Below are 18,460 nucleotides of genomic sequence, written 5' to 3'. Positions count from 1 at the left end.
TTACTTCCTTAATAATTAAAAATTTTGTTAATTCTTATATACATCTAGTTAATATTCTATATTTTAAATAAAAAAGGTATCTCTTGAAATTACACAAGAGATACCTTTTTTATTTATTTTATTTTTCCTACTAATGAGAAGTTAGTAGCACTAGTTATATCAACCATTACTAACTTTCCTATTAAATCTTCATCCTCTTTAGCTTCAAAGTTTACTAACTTATTTTGTCTTGTTCTTCCTGTAAACTTATTATCATCAGTTTTACTTTTTCCTTCAACTAAAACTTCAACAGTTTTACCTACATAACTTTTATTTATTTGAGCAACTATTTCATTAACTTTGTCTAGTACTCTATTAAATCTTTCGTGTTTTACATCTTCTGGTATTTGATCTTCCATCTTAGCTGCTGGAGTTCCTTCTCTCTTTGAATATATAAATGTAAATGCTGAGTCATATCTTACTTTTTCAACTACATCTATAGTATCTAATACATCTTCTTCTGTTTCACCTGGGAATCCTATCATTAAATCAGTAGAAAATGCTATATCTGGTATTTCTTTTTTAGCTTTTTCTATAATTTCTAAATAATATTCCTTAGTATAGTGTCTATTCATCTTTTTAAGTAAAGTTGAACTTCCACATTGAACTGGTAAGTGTAAAAATTCACATACTTTGTCACAATCTCTTATAGCATATATAACTTCATCAGATATATCTTTAGGATGAGAAGTCATAAATCTGATTCTTTCTATTCCCTCTATTTCATTTACCATTCTAAGCAACTTATCAAAGCTTATTGGTTCTTCTAGTGTTTTTCCATATGAATCAACATTTTGCCCAAGTAATGTAACCTCTTTTGTCCCATTAGCTACCAATTCTTTTATTTCAGATATTATATCTTCAGGCTTTCTACTTCTTTCTCTACCTCTAGTGTATGGTACTATACAGTAAGTACAGAAGTTATTGCAACCATACATTATATTTACAAAAGCTTTAAGTTCAAATTTTCTATTGCTTCTTAAACCTTCTACAACTTCACCATCAACATCCCATACATCAACTAACATAGTATTTTCATCCATTGACTTAACTAATAATTCAGGGAATTTGTATAGATTATGTGTTCCAAATACTAAATCAACATGTCTATATTTTGACTTTAATTCTTTAACAACATGAGGTTGTTGCATCATACATCCACAAACTGCTATTTTTAAATTAGGATTTTTTCTTTTTTGACCTTTTAACTGACCTAAATTACCATATACCTTTAATTCTGCATTTTCTCTAACCGCACAAGTATTGTATATTATTAAATCACATTCTCCAGCAGTCAATCCTTTTTCATACCCCATAGCTTCAAGCATAGCACATAGTTTTTCAGAATCATGTTCATTCATTTGACATCCAAATGTTTGTATCAAATATCTAGGTTTTGCTTGATGTATTGCATAATATCTAGTGTTTTGTTCTTTTATTGCATCTATAAACTTATCTTGTTCTTTTATTTTTTCTATAGGAACTTCTATTTGTTTTCTTTTGCTCATCTATTTCATCTCCTCAGTAATTTTAAATAAACTACACATTTATATTAATATTTATTTATTTTCAAACAAATTTACTAAACCATATTATATCAAATTTATAAATTATTTTAAAGATATTAAATTTAAGTTTTATGTATCATAATTTATAAATAAGGGTAAAATAACTTATCATATAATGTGAAAGGAAAATAATTATGGTGTTAGTATTGGTAAGAAGTATTTTACTTTATATGGTTGTTTTAATATCTTTGAGAATTATGGGAAAAGGCGAAATAGCAGAAATGAATACATTTGATTTAGTAATAACTCTTTTAATAGCAGAAGTTGCTGCATTGCCTATGGAAAACAATAATATACCTTTAATTAATGGTATAGCTTCTGTTACAGGCCTTACGCTTATTCAAATAGTTGTTTCTTATATAACTTTAAAAAATAGAAAAGTTAGAACTTTTTTATGCGGGGCTCCATCTATTTTAATAAATAAAGGCAAAATAGATTATAAGGAATTAGAAAAACAAAGAGTTACAATAGATGAACTTCTTGAACAACTTAGAATTGAAGGGTATTTTAAGGTTTGTGATGTTCAATATGCAATACTTGAAACAGATGGCAATTTAAGTATATTACCTTCACCATCATACAAAGATATCCCTACAAAATGCTTTGAACATCTTCCTATGTCTCTTATAATAGATGGTTATATTATAGATAAAAATCTTAGAATTATTGGAAAAGATAAAAAATGGCTATATGAAATATTAAGTAAAAAAAATATAAAAAATAAAAAAGATATCTTATTATTAAGTATTGATGAAAATGATAAGGTATTTATACAAACAAGATAAATTGATAGATATGAGGTGAAATTTATTGAAGGCTTTAATATGTTCACTTATTTGGACAGTTTTATTTTTATTATTTAGTTTTTATTCTCTTGATAAATTTGATGATTTTGCTAAATTATACACTGAAAAAGCTGAATCAATAGAACTTCATATAAAGGATGGTGATTGGGATAGTGCTAAAAAAGCTTTAGATGAATATGACACAAGCTTTAATGAAAGTAAGGATTCTTGGTATAAAGTATTTAATCATGAGTATTTTGGAGAAGTATCTTTATATTTAGATATTCTTCAAGGTTCTATTTGTGCTAAAGATAAAGGTATGTCACTTGAACAGATACAAAGAATAAAAAATGCATTACATAATATAATAGAAAATGAACAGTTTGACTTAAATCATATATTCTAATAGATGGGATTTCTCCCATCTATTTTAGTATTAATATGTAACTTTATATAAGCAAAGTCCTTTAGCTGGTGCCGTATCAGATGATTTAGATCTGTCTTTATTTTCTAGCATTATTTTTATGTCTTGTGGAGTTTTTCTTTTAGACCCAACATCTATTAATGCTCCCGCTATTATCCTTACCATATTATATAAAAATCCATTACCTTGAACATATATATCAATCATATTATTATTTTCATTTATTACTATTGAATGTATTTCTCTAACATTTGATTTTTTCTTAGATTTAGAAGAAGCAAAACTAGTAAAATCATGCTCCCCAACTAAATATTCACTTGCCTCTCTCATTAAATCTATATTTAGTTTTTTTTCTATATGAGTAGTATATCTTCTAGTAAATGGGTCATGATATTTATTATTATCTATTTTATATAAATAAGTTTTTGACTTAACATTATATCTACTATGAAATCTTTCTTCAACTTCTTCTAGTTCAGTTATAACTATATCTTCCGGTAGATAATTATATAGATAATCTTGCATTTTTTTTAAACTTAACTCAGAATTTGTCTTAAAATTAGCAACCTGTCCTCTTGCATGAACTCCCATATCAGTTCTTCCAGATCCTATTATTTCTATATGTTCGTTAGTCATTTTACTAAGAACATCTTCTATCTTTCCTTGTATTGTCATATCATTATCTTTTAATCTTTGAAACCCCTTATATCTTGAGCCATCATATTTTATTGTCATTTTTATATTTCTCATTTTGTTCCTCTTTTCATTAATTTATAATCCTTAATTATATAAAAATAGGATATACTTTATCTAAGTATATCCTATTTTTATGATATTTAATACTATTTAATAATCTATAGATTCTAAAAGTTTATTTTTTACAACTATCGTCATAGTTGTTCCAACACCTTTTTCACTATCTAGATTCATATACCCACCATGAAGTTTTACAATTTCATTACTTATTGCAAGCCCTAAACCACTACCTGCTTTGTTATAATCTTCTTGGAAGAATTTATCTAGTACTTTATCTAAATTTTCTGTTTCTATACCACAACCATTATCGGTAACTTTTATTGTTGTATACTCCTCATTTTGAGATACTATAAGCTTTACAAATCCATTGTTATCTGTAAACTTGATAGAATTTTGTATTAAATTTATTAAAACTTGTCTTAGTCTATCTTTATCTCCTTGTATAGGTTCAAAATAATCTCCTATAAATTCTACAGATAAATCTATATTTTTTTCACTGGATTTAACTTTCAACTGATTAACAACACCTACTGATAATTTCCTTATATCTACTAAATCTATTTTTAATTTTATTCTATCAGATGCAAGGCGAGAAAAATCAAGTAATTCTGTAACTAACTTTATAAGTCTTTCTGTTTCATCTTGTATAATACCTAAACCTAGATCTAACTCTTCTTTGCCTATACCTTCATAAGAAAGTGTCTCACTCCATCCTTTTATAGATGTAAGAGGAGTTCTAAGTTCATGAGATATAGATGATATAAATTCTTCTTTTAACTTTTCACTTTTGTCTATTTCCTCTGCCATATGTATGAAAGTTTCTGCTAAATCACCTATTTCATCATCTGATATATTAACATTTTTAAGTTTTATACTGTAGTTTCCATGTGCTAGTTCATTTGCAAATTGTTTTAATTCTCTAAGAGGCTGTATAAGAGTTTCTGCAAATCTAAGACTTAAAGATATCGCTATTAGCAATATGCAAATTCCTGCTAATACTAATCCAAGTATTACTCTAAATATAGTTGAATCTATCTCTTCTAAAGAAATAGTATATCTTACTACACCTTCTATTATATTGTTAGTCTTAAGAGGAACAGATATACTCATAACATGCTCCCCCGTTTCAGGAATTTTATATACATATGGAGTCAAATTATTCTCATCTTTTAAAGCTCTACTTATATCTTCTCCATTTACATCTACGTTAGTTTTAAATCCATATTGATCTATAATCATCTTTGAGTTTTTATCTATAATTGAAATAGCAAATTTTGAATCACTACTTGAGTGCTCTTTTTGTAATATAGCATTTATTTTGTTTTCTTTTTGTAGTATAGCATTTACTTTATTTTCAAAGCTATCAGCTTCATTTACTATGTTATTATTATATTGTCTATTTATATTATTTGCTTCACTTTTTAAAATTTGACTTACATAATCATAATAGTAGTTTTGTACATAAAACATAAAAAGACCTTCAAATAATATAACAGTTATAATTATTATGGTAAAATAATTTTTTATTATCTTCTTTCTTAAGCCTTCAAAATGTAACAATATCATTCTTCCTTTCTAAAACAGTATCCATAACCCCAAACTGTTTGTATATATTTAGGCTTAGATGGGTCTTCTTCTATTTTATTTCTTATTCTTCTTATGTTTACATCTACAATTTTAAAATCATATAAATAATTAGTTCCCCACACTTCATTAAGTATTTGATCTCTACTTAATGATTGATTTGAATTTTTCATTAAGTATTTAACTATTGAAAATTCAGTAGGTGTAAGTTCTATTTCTTCATTATCTTTGAATAATTTTCTTTTATCTAAATTTAATACAAATGAATCTGATACTATCTCATTTCCCTTTGATAAATTTTCGTCTTTTTTAACTCTTCTTAAAAGTGCTGATACTCTTACTAATAGTTCTTTTATACTAAAAGGCTTCACCATGTAATCATCTGCACCTGATATAAATCCTTCGATTTTATCATCTTCCTGCGCTTTAGCTGTAAGCATTATTACACCTACCTGATCAAAGTTTTGTCTAATAAACTTACATACTTCTATACCACTTATATCTGGAAGCATAACATCTAAAAGAGCTAGCTTTATATCTGGTTCTTTGCTTATTTTTTCTAATGCTTCTTGTCCTGTTCCTGCTTCTATTATTTCATATCCTTCCCTTTTTAGGTTTATACTAACAAAACTTCTTATTCCTATTTCATCTTCTAATATTAATATTTTTTCCTTCATATTAAACCTCCCAATAATTAATATATAAGTGAGAAATACTCTTTCAATGCCTCTTCATTTATTTTTAATTTTTTTAATTGTTCTAAGTTGTTTATATATAATGTAAAAGTATAATCGTTATTTTCACCAAGTGTTATTGACGATTGATTGACATTCTTTTTATTTTCATCAATTATATTTTTATTAACAACAGCTATTGTAAATAATTCTTTAGGTTTTGTTTCTAGTATATCATAATAATAGAATTTAAATAATACATCACTACTTTGCTCTTGATAATCTTGTTCTATATAGAACTTGTTTACTAGTTCATTAGGTATTAAAAGGCTAAATTTATATTGATAATTATAATATATCTGAATTGTAAATAATAATGATGAATCTTCTAGATTTTCTTTTCCATTCCATCTATACCAGCTTATAGTTGCTGAGGTTTTTGAAGTATATATATTTCCACTTCCATTTACTATAGGTATATCTATAACCTTATCATTGTTTATATCCTCTACTGGTATGTAGTATGGCTTCATTATACTTTTATCGTCATCTTTAAATGCTTTTTTTAATTTACCATCTTTTAAGTACAATATCTGTGTTATATAGTTATCATTTTTAAGTATAGGCATATCAAGTACTATGCCTTTATGTTCAATTGTTTTACCCTTTTTATTTTCAGTTGATATAGTGCCTAATGTTATATATGAATTATTCAGACTTTTTATATTATCAAACTCAACATAGTTAACAAGCTTAAGGCCTTTATCAAAGTTAGCTAAACTTGCATATGCTTTATTAGTCTTTTGATTAAAATGTAGCATTAATATATCTAACTTATCATCTCCATCAATATATCCAATTTTTACTTTCATATCTAAAAGATTTTTACTATCTTCTAACCATGTAGGATCTAATGTGTATACTTTTTTTACTTCATCATCAATAAAATTATATATATACATATTAGTTTTTCCCTCTGATTTTATAAGAAGTACTATTTCTTTTTTTCCATCATTATTTAAATCATAAAAATTAGCATATTGTATTTCTTCACCTTCTTGAAGTGAATAAGCTTTTTCTTTATTTGTATATGTACCATCAGGATTCTTAGTTAATACAATAAATCCTACTTCATCTTTTTTATCATCTTGGCTTTCTTTCTTTTGAAATACTACTAATTCCTTTTCTCCATCATTATCTAAATCTACCTCATTTATTTTTGCTGCTTCTTTTGAATTGTTTGGCTGTAACAAAGATGTTTGTTTTGTTAGTAATTTTTTTATACCTTTATATAAATCTGATTCATTTTGATTATATAAAGGCTTATCTTTAATAAGCTCTTCAGGAGATTCTGAAGTTATACTACATCCAGTTGTTAAAAATACAATTAAGCTAGCCCCAATTAATAACTTAAAAAATTTCATCTAAAACCTCCTATCCTTTGTATGTTTTAAAATATTGTTTAAACTTTTCTATTCTTTCCTTTTCATTATTTATAGTCTCTAAACTTAAATTTCCTCTTCCTAATCTATCACAAAAAGATAATAATGCTATCTCTTTATATTTTACATCATTTATCATATTTTGTGGATTAAAAAAAGGAAGATTTTTATCATAAAATAATGGTTGCATGTGATATCTTATCATTTTAGATACACTTTCATTAAATTTTTTGTCATTACTTACCATATCTAAAAAATTTTTACCAATTTTTTCTCCTTCTATATCATGATTATAGGATGTTATTTTGCCCCTTCTAATTTTTGTCGTTGTAAGTTTTCCTAGATCATGAAGTAAAGCTGACCACATAAATACTCTTTCATTTTCTGAAAGTTTTTTTACTTCACTAGCTTTATCAACTACTAATAGTATATGATTTAATACATTTCCTTCTGGATGATATTTTAGATTTTGTTCTACCTTCTCTAAATTTTTTATCATTTCAAATGGCTCTTTATCAAATTCTCCATTTTCAATTAACCTTCTTATATCTTTAGAAGGTTTATTACTTTTAAGTAATATTTCATCTACCTTATTAAATATCTCTTTACTAGTCATATTTTTTCTCCTTATTTTTTAAATAAAAAATTCACTTCGCCTAAGCAACGTGTTGGCAAACATCTTTATAATACCTTAATATATAAAAAAAGCTTAGAATAACTAAGCTTTTTTATTTTATCACTATTTATTTTTTTTTATTTATATATGATTTTAACAGCTTTATTTTTTTGGAAACTTTTCTTCTGACCAAACTATATTTTCAAATTTATTGCTGCTTTCTTCACTTTCCACTACATTATCTTCATTAGATGGCTCTTCTTGTATAGTTCTAAATCCTACTGAATCATCTGCTTCAATTTCATAATATCCGTCAGAATTAATTTCATTACTAAGTTGATTTTCATCTACATATATATTACTTTCATCACTTAAAGGTTTTACTTTTTTTCCTTTTTGATTTGAAGACTTTTTACTTTTGACTTTTTTATGGCTAACTTCTTCTTTTGGTTTTATCTTATTATTTTTAGAAGGTTTCTTAGTTGCTGACTTATTACTTTTTTGATTTTTACTCTTTTTGCTAGGATTATTGCTATTTTTGCTCTTTTCTTCTACTTGTTTACTATTTTTTTCCTCTACCTGTGCTAAATCTTTTTCTTCTTGATGTTTCTTAGAGTTTTTTGGTTTAGATTTTTTGCTTCCTAGGCCTAAATTTACCTTTAACTTATTTGATTTTTTTGACTTAACATCTTTTTCTAACTCATCATTATTTTTTCTTTCTTCAGTAAGGAAATCATTAAGTATGACTTCATTTAAATCCTCTTCATATTTAGGTGCCTTAATTGTTTTTTCTTTAGGTGATTTTTTTCGATTTTTACTATTAACTCTAAACATAAATACACCCCCTAAAATACTCTTTATATTATATATAGTATATTAGAGGGTTAAATATTACTATTTTCTAGGTGGTTTTGGACCTATATATTGATATAAGTTTGTTTTTAACATTCCATTGTATAACTTTCTCTTTTTATCAGCTTGTTTTCCAAACTCTTTTTCAAATTCATCATAAGAAGTTATTAAATAATATGACCAATTTCTAAGTCTAAAGAAGGCCTTTCCTAAATTTCTATATAGCATTTGGACACTTTCTTTGTCTTCAAGTCTTTCTCCATAAGGTGGATTTGTTATTATAAACCCATACTCTTCATCACTTTTAAATTTAGTTGCATCTAAAACATTAAATTCTATATATTTATCAACTCCAGCTATTTCTGCATTTTCTTTAGCTATTTCTATAGTTTCTTCATCTATATCATATCCATATATTTTAAAATCTACATCTTCATTTATTTTCTCATAGGCATCTTTTCTAACATCCCACCATATTTTTTTATCTATAGTTCTCCACTTTTCAGATATAAACTCACGATTCATACCTGGTGCCATATTTATAGCTTTCATAGCTGCTTCTATAAGCATAGTCCCCGAACCACACATAGGATCAACCAATATTCTACCTGGTTTCCAAGGTGTTAAATCAACTATACCAGCAGCTAAAGTTTCTCTTATAGGTGCTTTGTTAGCTCTTTCTCTATATCCTCTTTTATGAAGAGCATCTCCTGTTGTATCTATGTAAAGAGTTACTATATCTTTATGTATAAATACATATATAGGATATTTTTCTTTACATTCTTTTAGTAGTCCTCTTTCCATATACTTAGCTTTTAAACTATCTACTATAGCTTTTTTTACTATTGATTGTATATGTGTAGTACTATATAACTTTGACTTTATAGATGATGCTTTTGATACTGGAAATTCAGCTTCATAAGGAATGTATCTTGACCAATCTATTCTCTTAGTATTTTCAAATAATTCGTCAAAAGTTTTAGCTTCAAATTCAGCAATTTTAAGGTGTACTCTTTCTGCACATCTTAACCACATATTAGCTTTAGCGATACCATCTTCTCCAGTTTTATAAGTTACTCTACCATCTTCTGTTTTTACTATTTCAAAACCTAGTTCTTTTATTTCTCTTGCTAGCATTTTTTCCATACCAAAAAAGCATGGTGATACTAATGTATAACTTTTCATACGTCCTCCTTAGTTGCTTATATCTTTATTCATACTACCCATTTCATATCCATTCATATCTAGGGTAACATATTCAAATCCAAATTCTTTAAATTTATTACTAGTGTTTTTAAGTACTTCTTTAATAAAAAACTTATCTATCTCATCAAATCCAACTTCAATTCTAGCAATATTTTCATGTATTCTTACTCTAAACTGATTAAATCCTAGATCTGCTAAATATTGCTCGCTCATTTCTATTTTTGTAAGAAGTTCTTTAGTAATTCTTGTATTGTATGGGACTCTAGTTGCAAGACATGCAAAAGCCGGCTTATTATATGTTTTTAGTCCCATTTCTTTCGATAATACTCTTATATCTTTTTTAGTTAAATTGCACTCTTTTAATGGACTTATAATATTTAATTCCTCTAGTGCTTTTAGCCCTGGCCTATAATCACCTAAATCATCTATATTTGTTCCATCTAGTACATACTCTATATTATTATCTTTTGCTATCTTTTTAATAGTATTAAACACATATTTTTTACAATGATAGCATCTATCTTTTTTATTTTCGATAAACTCATCTAATTCTAAATTATCTATATCTATAACTAGGTGCTTAACACCAAATTCATTTGCGTACTTTTTTGCTTCGTTTATTTCCTTTTCACTATGCATCATAGCATTTAAAGTTATAGCCACTACTTTTTCACCTAATACATCTTTAGCTACTTTAAGTAAAAAATTACTATCTACTCCTCCAGAATAAGCTATAGCTACATTGTCTAATTTAGCTAATATATTTTTTAATTTTTCTAGCTTATCATTTAATTCCACAAATACACCTCTCCCTTATTTAATAAATTAATTATATATAATGTTATAATATAAAGCAAACTTTAATTTCTCTTTACTTTAAAATTGAGTTTTTTATATATTTATTGTAATATTAAAATAGTAAAGGGGGAGGGATGACTATTATGAATTATTATGACATCTTACAAAATTTTCTTAGATGTAACAAAAACATAAAGTTAAAATTTAAAGAGGATAAAAAAACATTAGATATATGTAACTATAATAACACTATACTTTCTTTAGAGTTACAAAATAGCGACATGAAACTTAATGCTAAAGTAATTTACGAAAGTATTATTAATTTAGATAATTTAACTATATATATTCCTAAAATATATGTAAAAGAAAACTAGAATATAATTAATTTATCCCAGAGTAATATTTCTCTGGGATTTTATTAATTAATCTATTACTTATTCCTTCTTGTATATAACTATAAAAGCATCATTAAATCCTTTTTCTTTTAACTCTTCTATTCTTTTTTCAGCATTCAATCTATTATTATATGAGCCACATACTACCCTATATAAAGTATCCCTATTATCTATAGGTGTTATAGGTTTATTAACATCATTGTCAACTGGAGTATACGTTATATTTAAATATCTACATATGCCTCTTGCTATCCCATCTGCTAATGCTTCTTGCTTTTGAGTAAGAATTTTGTAATCTTCCTGATTATCTATAAAAGCAAGCTCTATAAGACATGCTCTCATATTAGTATTTCTTATTACATAAAAATTAGCAGTCTTTACTCCTCTATTTTTAGTATATGCTTTGTTTTTTAGCAATTCTTCATGTATATAATTTGCTAAATCCTTAGTTGATGATGTATGAGAGTACGTCTCTATACCGTTAGCTGTGCCATTAAATGAATTACAATGAATAGATACAAAACAGTCTGCACCCCAACTATTTGCATCACTAACTCTATCTTCTAAAGATATTGTTTTATCTTCAGACCTACTTAACCTTACTTCTATTCCTTGTTTCTTTAATAATTTCTCTACCTTTTTAGATACTTCTATATTTATATTTTTTTCATATAGATTATTAATACCAATAGCTCCACTATCATTTCCACCATGACCTGGATCTATATATACCTTTTTTACCATAATTAATTCTCCTTTTATAGTACTTAAGCTATAGTAAATAGCCCTATACATTATATGATTTAGGTATATAATTTGACATTATTTTTAATACAAAAAGCCGTGTTATAAATTATACAACACAGCTTTTGTTTTATAGTAATTTTTCTTTCCATTCCTCTTCTTTAAAACCTACCACAACATGTTTTCCATCAAATGCTATAGGCCTTTTTATAAGCATTCCATCGCTAGATAATATATCTAGTAATTTATCATCATTCTCAGTTTTAACTACATCTTTAAGCCCTAGCTCTCTATATTTTACACCACTAGTATTAAAGAATTTTTTTAATTCATATCCACTTAGTTCATACATTTTTTTTAATTCTTCTTTAGTTGGAGGATTTTTAACTATTTCAATATCCTCAAATTCTAAGTTATTTTCCTTAAGCCAAGCCTTGGCTTTTCTTACAGTCGATCATTTTGAATATCCATATAATTTTATCATTTGTCTCACCCTTTTAGTTAACATTTTATTTTATATTTACCCAACAGCTATACTTTTAATCAAACTTATTCCATGGAACTACTTCTACTTCCCCAAACCATCTTTCATTTAGTCTATTAGAAAATTCTCCTTTATATCCTATAAAAGATAATACTATTAGTTCTAAATACTTTGTCCCTATTTGTATTATATTCCACATATCCTCAACACTAAGATTTGCTCTATTATCTCTTCTGCTTGGATGCACTATTTTATTTCTAAAGTATATTACTAGATCTACCCCATCATCAAATCTTGTTTTAGTCCAATCATCAAATAGATCTAATTCTTCCATTCCATATGGGATTTTACATATATCTAGTACCATTTTTATATTTTTAGCTGCACTATTTAAGTCAAATTCATCATCATTAAGTATTTGTTCTTGCTCTACAAGTATCATATAAGATAGTGCTTCTAATGCAATTTGAATTGATATTATATTATTTTCTATTGTTATCTCACCTAATGATTCTATATACCAATCTATTACATTTTTTATAACTTGTCCACAATATCCATCTTCTAGTTTTTTGCACATTAAAGACATATACTTTTCTATATTATGGTGATTTGATATAGTATCTGTCCAAGTTGGTACAAACTTAAATGGAGTTACTATGTTTTCTCTCCATAACCTATAGACATTGTTATTTCCTTGATACCCTTTAGCTAAGCATATTCCAATATGCCTTCCACACATAAAGCTAAGTGCTATTGATATCCTATCTAAAAAATCTATTATATTATTAGTTTTAAATTGTTTTTTATCTTTTCTTTGAACTCTCCCTATATGAGTTATTATACTACCAGATTTAGATTTTAGTTTTTCATTTAATTCTTTTCTATAATCATACCTTTTATCTATTGTAACTACAAAGTCATTAATTTCAAATTGAATTCTACCTGCGAACAACTTATCCACGTGTTTTATAAGTGTTCCCGGAAATTTATCTAAGTTTATTATATGAAAATCTATATAATCTACATATGCATTTTTTGACTTTATATAGCTATCATTTGTATATCCTTCTATATTAAAATCATTTATCGAATTTATACTTATCGAAATTGGCTTATATCCATAAATTTCAAGTATTGCATTATCATAATCTAAATCTAAGTCTATATCTTCATCATATGCAGAAAGTATTTGTGCTTTAAAGTTTATAGATACTGGAGGAGTCATTTTATAATACACTATTCCGCTACATTTATATTTTTTATCTAAATAAATACAAAATCTACCTTGATATATGATTATATCTTCATCTATTTTGTATCTTAAGTATTCTGAAGATATAGCACTGTTTATTTCTTTCATAATGTTTTCCTCCTTCCATGCAGTACTTCTTGATTATATCATAAATAATAAACTTTAGCTAAGATTTAAATTAATCGTTGTTATATCAATGTATATAACTATCTATTATACTAATTATCTTTTTCATTTTAACTTAAATTGATTTTATATAATATTATAGCATTTTCAATCTCTTCTTTTAAACACATATTTGAATTATTTCCTTACATAAAGATTCCCCTTAAAGTAGTGTTATCTAATAACTTTACATTCTATCTATTTTAAGGGGCTTAATTCATACTTTAAAAATTATTTTTTAATGCTGTTGATAACATTAATTTAATTCTATTTATTTGATTTATTTCACTTGCTGATGAATCATAATCAATAGCTATTATATTTGCATCTTTATACATTTCTTTTATTTTCTTTATTTGACCTTTTCCTGTTATATGATTTGGAAGGCACCCAAAAGGTTGCATGCATATAATATTTTTAATATCATCTTCTAATAACTCTAACATTTCTCCTGTCAATAACCAACCTTCTCCTGTTTGATTTCCTAATGATATTACATTTTCAGTATACTTAGATATAGTTCTTATATTTTTTGGAGGAATAAACCTTTTGCTTTTCATTAATTCTTTATTATAAGTGCTTTGATAAATATTCATTGTATTTATAAATAAATTTCCTAATTCTTTATTTATCCATTTTCCCTCTAAATATTTAAATTTATATTCTGCATTTAAACAACAACTAAGTAAAAAGTTAGATAGCTCAGGTACTACTGCTTCTCCACCTTCAGATTCTATAATATCAACTAAATAATTGTTTGCAAGAGGGTGAAATTTTACTAATATTTCTCCTACCAATCCAACCTTAGGCTTTTTTGTATCTATTAACTCTAAATTATCAAAATCATATATTATACTTTTTATATTTCTCTTAAACTCTAATATACTAGCTTTTTTTAATGATTCTTTGCATATGCAAACCCATTTATTATACAATTTATTAGCACTGTTTATATATTTTTCATAAGGTCTTGTTCTATATAAAACTTTCATCAATAAATCTCCATATATACAAGACATTAACAATCTATTAGCCATACTAAGTGTAATATGTTTTGATAATCCGTTTTTCTCTATTCCATTTACACTTAAGGATATTACAGGTATATCTTTGTATCCAGAATCATAAAGGGCTTTTCTTAAAAATCCTATATAATTAGTAGCTCTACATCCTCCACCAGTTTGTGTTATAGCTACAGAAGTATTATTTAAGTCATACTTACCAGTTTTTAACGCTTCTATAATTTGACCTATAACTATTATTGCAGGGTAACATGCATCGTTACTTACATATTTTAATCCTTCATCTATTATTTCTCTTTTTATATTTTCTAAAATAACCAAATTATACCCACTTAAATTTACTGTTTCTTTAAAAAATTGAAAATGTATAGGTGACATTTGAGGTACTAATATAGTATGTTTTTTATTTATTCTACCTTTTTTATATTCGATATGATCATTTTCTATATATTTATTATTTTTTCTTTCTTCTATTGCAGCTTTTAATGACCTTATCCTTATCTTAGCTGCACCTAGATTATTTCCCTCATCAATTTTTATAACTGTATGAATTTTAGATTTCTCATTTAAGATTTCTTTGACTTGATCTATTGTAATAGCATCTATACCACATCCAAATGAATTTAGTTGAACAAGTTCTAAATTAGAACTTTCTTTTACAAAACTTGCTGCTTTATACATTCTATGGTGATATACCCACTGATCAACTACTCTAAGTGATTTATTTATTTTAGATAAGTGACATATAGAATCTTCACTTAATACATTTATTCCTAAAGAGTTTATAAGTTCTGGTATTCCATGATTTATCTCCGGATCTATATGGTATGGCCTTCCACATAAAACTATACCTTTTTCATTTTTATCATAAATCTCTTTTAAGGCTTTTTCTCCCTCAATTTCTATATCTTTTCTGTATCTCTCTTGTTCTATATATGCCTTATCTAGAGACTTTTCTACCTCAGTCTTAGATATATTAAAGTACTTAAATAGTTCTTCATATAAGTTTTTAATAAGTTTCTCACGATTATTTAGACTTATAAAAGGATTAATATAATTTATATTTTTTATTTCATCTATATTATTTTTTATAACTTCTGAGTAAGATATAACTATTGGGCAATTATAGTTGTTGTCACATCGTTCATCTTCTTTTTTTTCATTAACTACACAAGGATAAAAAATATATTTTATATCTTTTTCTATTAAATCTTTTATGTGCCCATGTACCATCTTAGCTGGGTAGCAAATTGTGTCTGATGTTATAGATGATATTCCTTTTTCATATAAATCTTTTGATGAACGTTTAGATAAAACTACTCTAAATCCCATATTTGTAAAAAAAGTATGCCAAAATGGATAGTTTTCATATATATTTAATACTCTTGGAATACCTATTTCACCTCTAAATGCTTTAGATTTTTCTAATGGCTTGTAGTTAAATATTCGATTATATTTATATTTATAAAGATTTATCTTATTTTCTTTTATTTTATTATCATTATATAAAGCTTCTCCCCTCTCGCATCTATTTCCTGATATGAATAATTCATCATAAAATTTATTTATTGTTAATAAACAATTATTTGAGCATCCACCACATCTTGAAGTTTTTGAACTAACTTCTATGTTTTTTACTTTGTCTAAATTAAGTAAGGTGCTTTTATTGCTACCATTATGCATATCCATTGATATTAAAGCACATCCAAAAGCCCCCATTAACCCAGCTATAGATGGTCTTATTACCTCTTTGTTTATTATCTTTTCAAAACTTCTAAGTACTGAGTCATTATTAAATGTACCTCCTTGGACAACTATATTACTCCCTAAATTATCAAAATTATTTTCTTTAATAACCTTATATAATGCGTTTTTTATTATGGAATAGGAAAGACCAGCTGATATGTCTGCTATGCTAGCACCTTCTTTTTGTGCTTGCTTTACCTTTGAATTCATAAATACAGTACATCTTGAACCTAAATCTACTGGTAATTTAGATAATGTTCCTATTTTTGCGAATTCTTTTATGTCTATAGACAATGATTCTGAAAAATTTTCTAAAAATGAACCACATCCAGATGAGCATGCTTCATTTAATATTATATTATCAATTACACCATCTTTAATTTTTAAACACTTCATATCTTGCCCACCTATATCTAATATGAAGTCAACTTTATCATTAAAATACTTTGCTCCTTTATAATGTGCTATAGTTTCTATTTCCCCAAAATCTATACCTAATGCCTTCTTTATAAGACCTTCACCATAACCTGTTACTGTTGAGTAACATATATTAGCTTTTTTAGGTAATTTGCTATATATATCAATTAAAACTTCTTTGACTGTATCTAAAGGTCTTCCATTATTACTACTATAGTGACTATATAATATATTTTTTTCTTCATCTATTAAAACTACTTTTGTTGTAGTTGACCCTGCGTCTATACCTAAATAACAATTCCCTACTACTTTTTCTATATCTTTATATCCTATATCTTTTTTGTTATGCCTTTTTAAAAATATTTCATATTCATTTTTATCTTTAAATAGTGGCTCTAATTTACTTATTTTATTTATACCTTCTTTATCCAAATTCTTAATTTTATCTATCAATGATTCAAGGTTAACTTTGCTACCTTTTTTTGATATTAAACTAGCTCCCATACATACATAAAGTTGGGCATCCTTAGGAAATATTATATCTTCTTCATCTAAATTTAACACCCTCTTAAAAGCATATCTTAGTTCTGATAAAAAATATAATGGTCCTCCTAAAAAAGCAACCTTACCTTTTATCTCTCTCCCACAAGCTAATGCACTAACAGTTTGTATAGCAACTGCATTAAATATACTCATTGCAATGTTTTCTTTTTTAGCTCCATCATTTAAAAGAGGTTGTATATCTGTTTTTGCAAATACACCACATCTTGATGCTATCTTGTAAATCGTATCATAATTTTTTGCAAGTTCATTTAATCCATTAGAGTCGGTCTGTAAAAGATATGCCATTTGGTCTATAAATGCACCTGTTCCTCCTGCACATATACCATTCATCCTTTGATCTATTCCATCTGTTAAATAAGTTACCTTTGCATCTTCTCCTCCCAATTCAATAACCACATCAGTTTCTGGATAAAAATACTTTATAGCTTCTGTAGATGCTATTACTTCCTGTATAAAATCTATTTTTAGTCTCTTAGCCATATCGATTCCACATGACCCTGTTATTGCTACAGTTATTTCTCTACCTTCTAGTATACTTTGCACGTCTAATAATGTATCTAAAACTGTATTTTTTATACTTGACAAATGTCTTTTATAATTTTTATATACAATATTATTATCATCATCAAATACCACAACTTTGACTGTAGTTGAGCCAATATCTATACCTAATGAAAATAATCTATTCATGTTAAATCCCCCATATTTTCTGTTTATCTATTATTAAGTTTTATGCTTTTTTAGATATTTATATGTAGCCAAAATTTATAAGTTTTTTAAGTTGATATTTATATATATACATAAAAAATTCGCTTCGCTCATGTCTCCAACGACTTCGTTCGTTGCTTAAAAATTATTTTTGAGCTACTGTATATGCGGATATCTTTACTTTTTCTAAATATGTTACTATAACTTTAATTCATA

15 protein-coding genes and 1 pseudogene are annotated in these 18,460 nt (G+C 26.2%); 3 read left to right on the top strand and 13 right to left on the bottom strand.

Annotated elements, in window-relative coordinates; genetic code table 11:
* Positions 1-113 precede the first annotated feature (113 nt).
* Entirely contained in the window at positions 114-1,547 is a 1,434-nt protein-coding gene (gene miaB, locus ABHC41_RS03915; RefSeq protein WP_092925418.1) for a tRNA (N6-isopentenyl adenosine(37)-C2)-methylthiotransferase MiaB, read from the bottom strand.
* A gap of 194 nt (positions 1,548-1,741) precedes the next feature.
* Here miaB and ABHC41_RS03910 point away from each other — a divergent pair, with 194 nt between their 5' ends.
* Together ABHC41_RS03910 and ABHC41_RS03905 are read left to right on the top strand one after the other, a co-directional pair.
* Entirely contained in the window at positions 1,742-2,392 is a 651-nt protein-coding gene (locus ABHC41_RS03910; protein ID WP_092925416.1) for a DUF421 domain-containing protein, read from the top strand.
* 25 nt (positions 2,393-2,417) lie between these two features.
* Entirely contained in the window at positions 2,418-2,798 is a 381-nt protein-coding gene (locus ABHC41_RS03905; RefSeq protein WP_092925414.1) for a DUF4363 family protein, read from the top strand.
* A gap of 30 nt (positions 2,799-2,828) precedes the next feature.
* On the opposite strand, the gene truA is transcribed toward ABHC41_RS03905, so the two are convergent.
* The 8 genes from truA to larE all read right to left on the bottom strand — a co-directional run bounded on the left by truA (position 2,829) and on the right by larE (position 10,744).
* Positions 2,829-3,566 (bottom strand): tRNA pseudouridine(38-40) synthase TruA, encoded by a 738-nt coding sequence (gene truA / locus ABHC41_RS03900; RefSeq protein WP_092925412.1) that lies wholly within the window; start codon positions 3,564-3,566, stop codon positions 2,829-2,831.
* A 96-nt stretch (positions 3,567-3,662) separates the two neighbouring features.
* Positions 3,663-5,132, bottom strand: a complete 1,470-nt coding sequence (locus ABHC41_RS03895; protein ID WP_092925410.1) for an ATP-binding protein — start codon at positions 5,130-5,132, stop codon at positions 3,663-3,665.
* Positions 5,133-5,134: 2 nt separating this feature from the next.
* The gene (walR, locus tag ABHC41_RS03890) at positions 5,135-5,833 is read right to left on the bottom strand and encodes a cell wall metabolism DNA-binding response regulator WalR (RefSeq protein WP_092925408.1); all 699 of its coding nucleotides are present in this window, start codon (positions 5,831-5,833) and stop codon (positions 5,135-5,137) included.
* 17 nt (positions 5,834-5,850) lie between these two features.
* The gene (locus ABHC41_RS03885) at positions 5,851-7,254 is read right to left on the bottom strand and encodes a VCBS repeat-containing protein (protein WP_195238172.1); all 1,404 of its coding nucleotides are present in this window, start codon (positions 7,252-7,254) and stop codon (positions 5,851-5,853) included.
* A 10-nt stretch (positions 7,255-7,264) separates the two neighbouring features.
* Positions 7,265-7,888: an HD domain-containing protein gene (locus ABHC41_RS03880; protein WP_166505565.1), complete on the bottom strand. Its 624-nt coding sequence runs from the start codon at positions 7,886-7,888 to the stop codon at positions 7,265-7,267.
* A gap of 162 nt (positions 7,889-8,050) precedes the next feature.
* Complete coding sequence (locus ABHC41_RS03875; RefSeq protein ID WP_195238174.1) at positions 8,051-8,722, bottom strand: hypothetical protein; 672 nt, start codon at positions 8,720-8,722, stop codon at positions 8,051-8,053.
* Positions 8,723-8,782: 60 nt separating this feature from the next.
* Positions 8,783-9,925, bottom strand: a complete 1,143-nt coding sequence (locus tag ABHC41_RS03870; RefSeq protein WP_092925400.1) for a class I SAM-dependent RNA methyltransferase — start codon at positions 9,923-9,925, stop codon at positions 8,783-8,785.
* Positions 9,926-9,934: 9 nt separating this feature from the next.
* The gene (larE, locus tag ABHC41_RS03865) at positions 9,935-10,744 is read right to left on the bottom strand and encodes an ATP-dependent sacrificial sulfur transferase LarE (RefSeq protein WP_195238182.1); all 810 of its coding nucleotides are present in this window, start codon (positions 10,742-10,744) and stop codon (positions 9,935-9,937) included.
* Between the two features lie 143 nt (positions 10,745-10,887).
* Between larE and ABHC41_RS03860 the strand changes: the two genes are divergently transcribed.
* Positions 10,888-11,118 (top strand): hypothetical protein, encoded by a 231-nt coding sequence (locus ABHC41_RS03860; RefSeq protein WP_166505568.1) that lies wholly within the window; start codon positions 10,888-10,890, stop codon positions 11,116-11,118.
* 60 nt (positions 11,119-11,178) lie between these two features.
* On the opposite strand, the gene ABHC41_RS03855 is transcribed toward ABHC41_RS03860, so the two are convergent.
* The 4 genes and pseudogenes from ABHC41_RS03855 to ABHC41_RS03840 all read right to left on the bottom strand — a co-directional run bounded on the left by ABHC41_RS03855 (position 11,179) and on the right by ABHC41_RS03840 (position 18,226).
* Positions 11,179-11,883 (bottom strand): N-acetylmuramoyl-L-alanine amidase, encoded by a 705-nt coding sequence (locus ABHC41_RS03855; RefSeq protein ID WP_195238183.1) that lies wholly within the window; start codon positions 11,881-11,883, stop codon positions 11,179-11,181.
* A 130-nt stretch (positions 11,884-12,013) separates the two neighbouring features.
* Positions 12,014-12,325: pseudogene (locus ABHC41_RS03850) on the bottom strand (Spx/MgsR family RNA polymerase-binding regulatory protein); the annotation flags it as partial.
* A 97-nt stretch (positions 12,326-12,422) separates the two neighbouring features.
* Positions 12,423-13,730 carry a hypothetical protein gene (locus tag ABHC41_RS03845; protein ID WP_092925391.1) on the bottom strand — a complete coding sequence of 436 codons (1,308 nt, stop codon included), beginning with the start codon at positions 13,728-13,730 and terminating at the stop codon, positions 12,423-12,425.
* A 281-nt stretch (positions 13,731-14,011) separates the two neighbouring features.
* Positions 14,012-18,226 (bottom strand): 2-hydroxyacyl-CoA dehydratase, encoded by a 4,215-nt coding sequence (locus ABHC41_RS03840; RefSeq protein WP_240275762.1) that lies wholly within the window; start codon positions 18,224-18,226, stop codon positions 14,012-14,014.
* Between the last annotated feature and the right edge of the window lie 234 nt (positions 18,227-18,460).

Origin of the sequence: Romboutsia sp. 1001216sp1, from assembly GCF_039841805.1 — a bacterium.
GTDB classification, from domain to species: domain Bacteria; phylum Bacillota; class Clostridia; order Peptostreptococcales; family Peptostreptococcaceae; genus Romboutsia_C; species Romboutsia_C hominis.
This window is presented reverse-complemented; position numbering and strand designations above follow the sequence as displayed.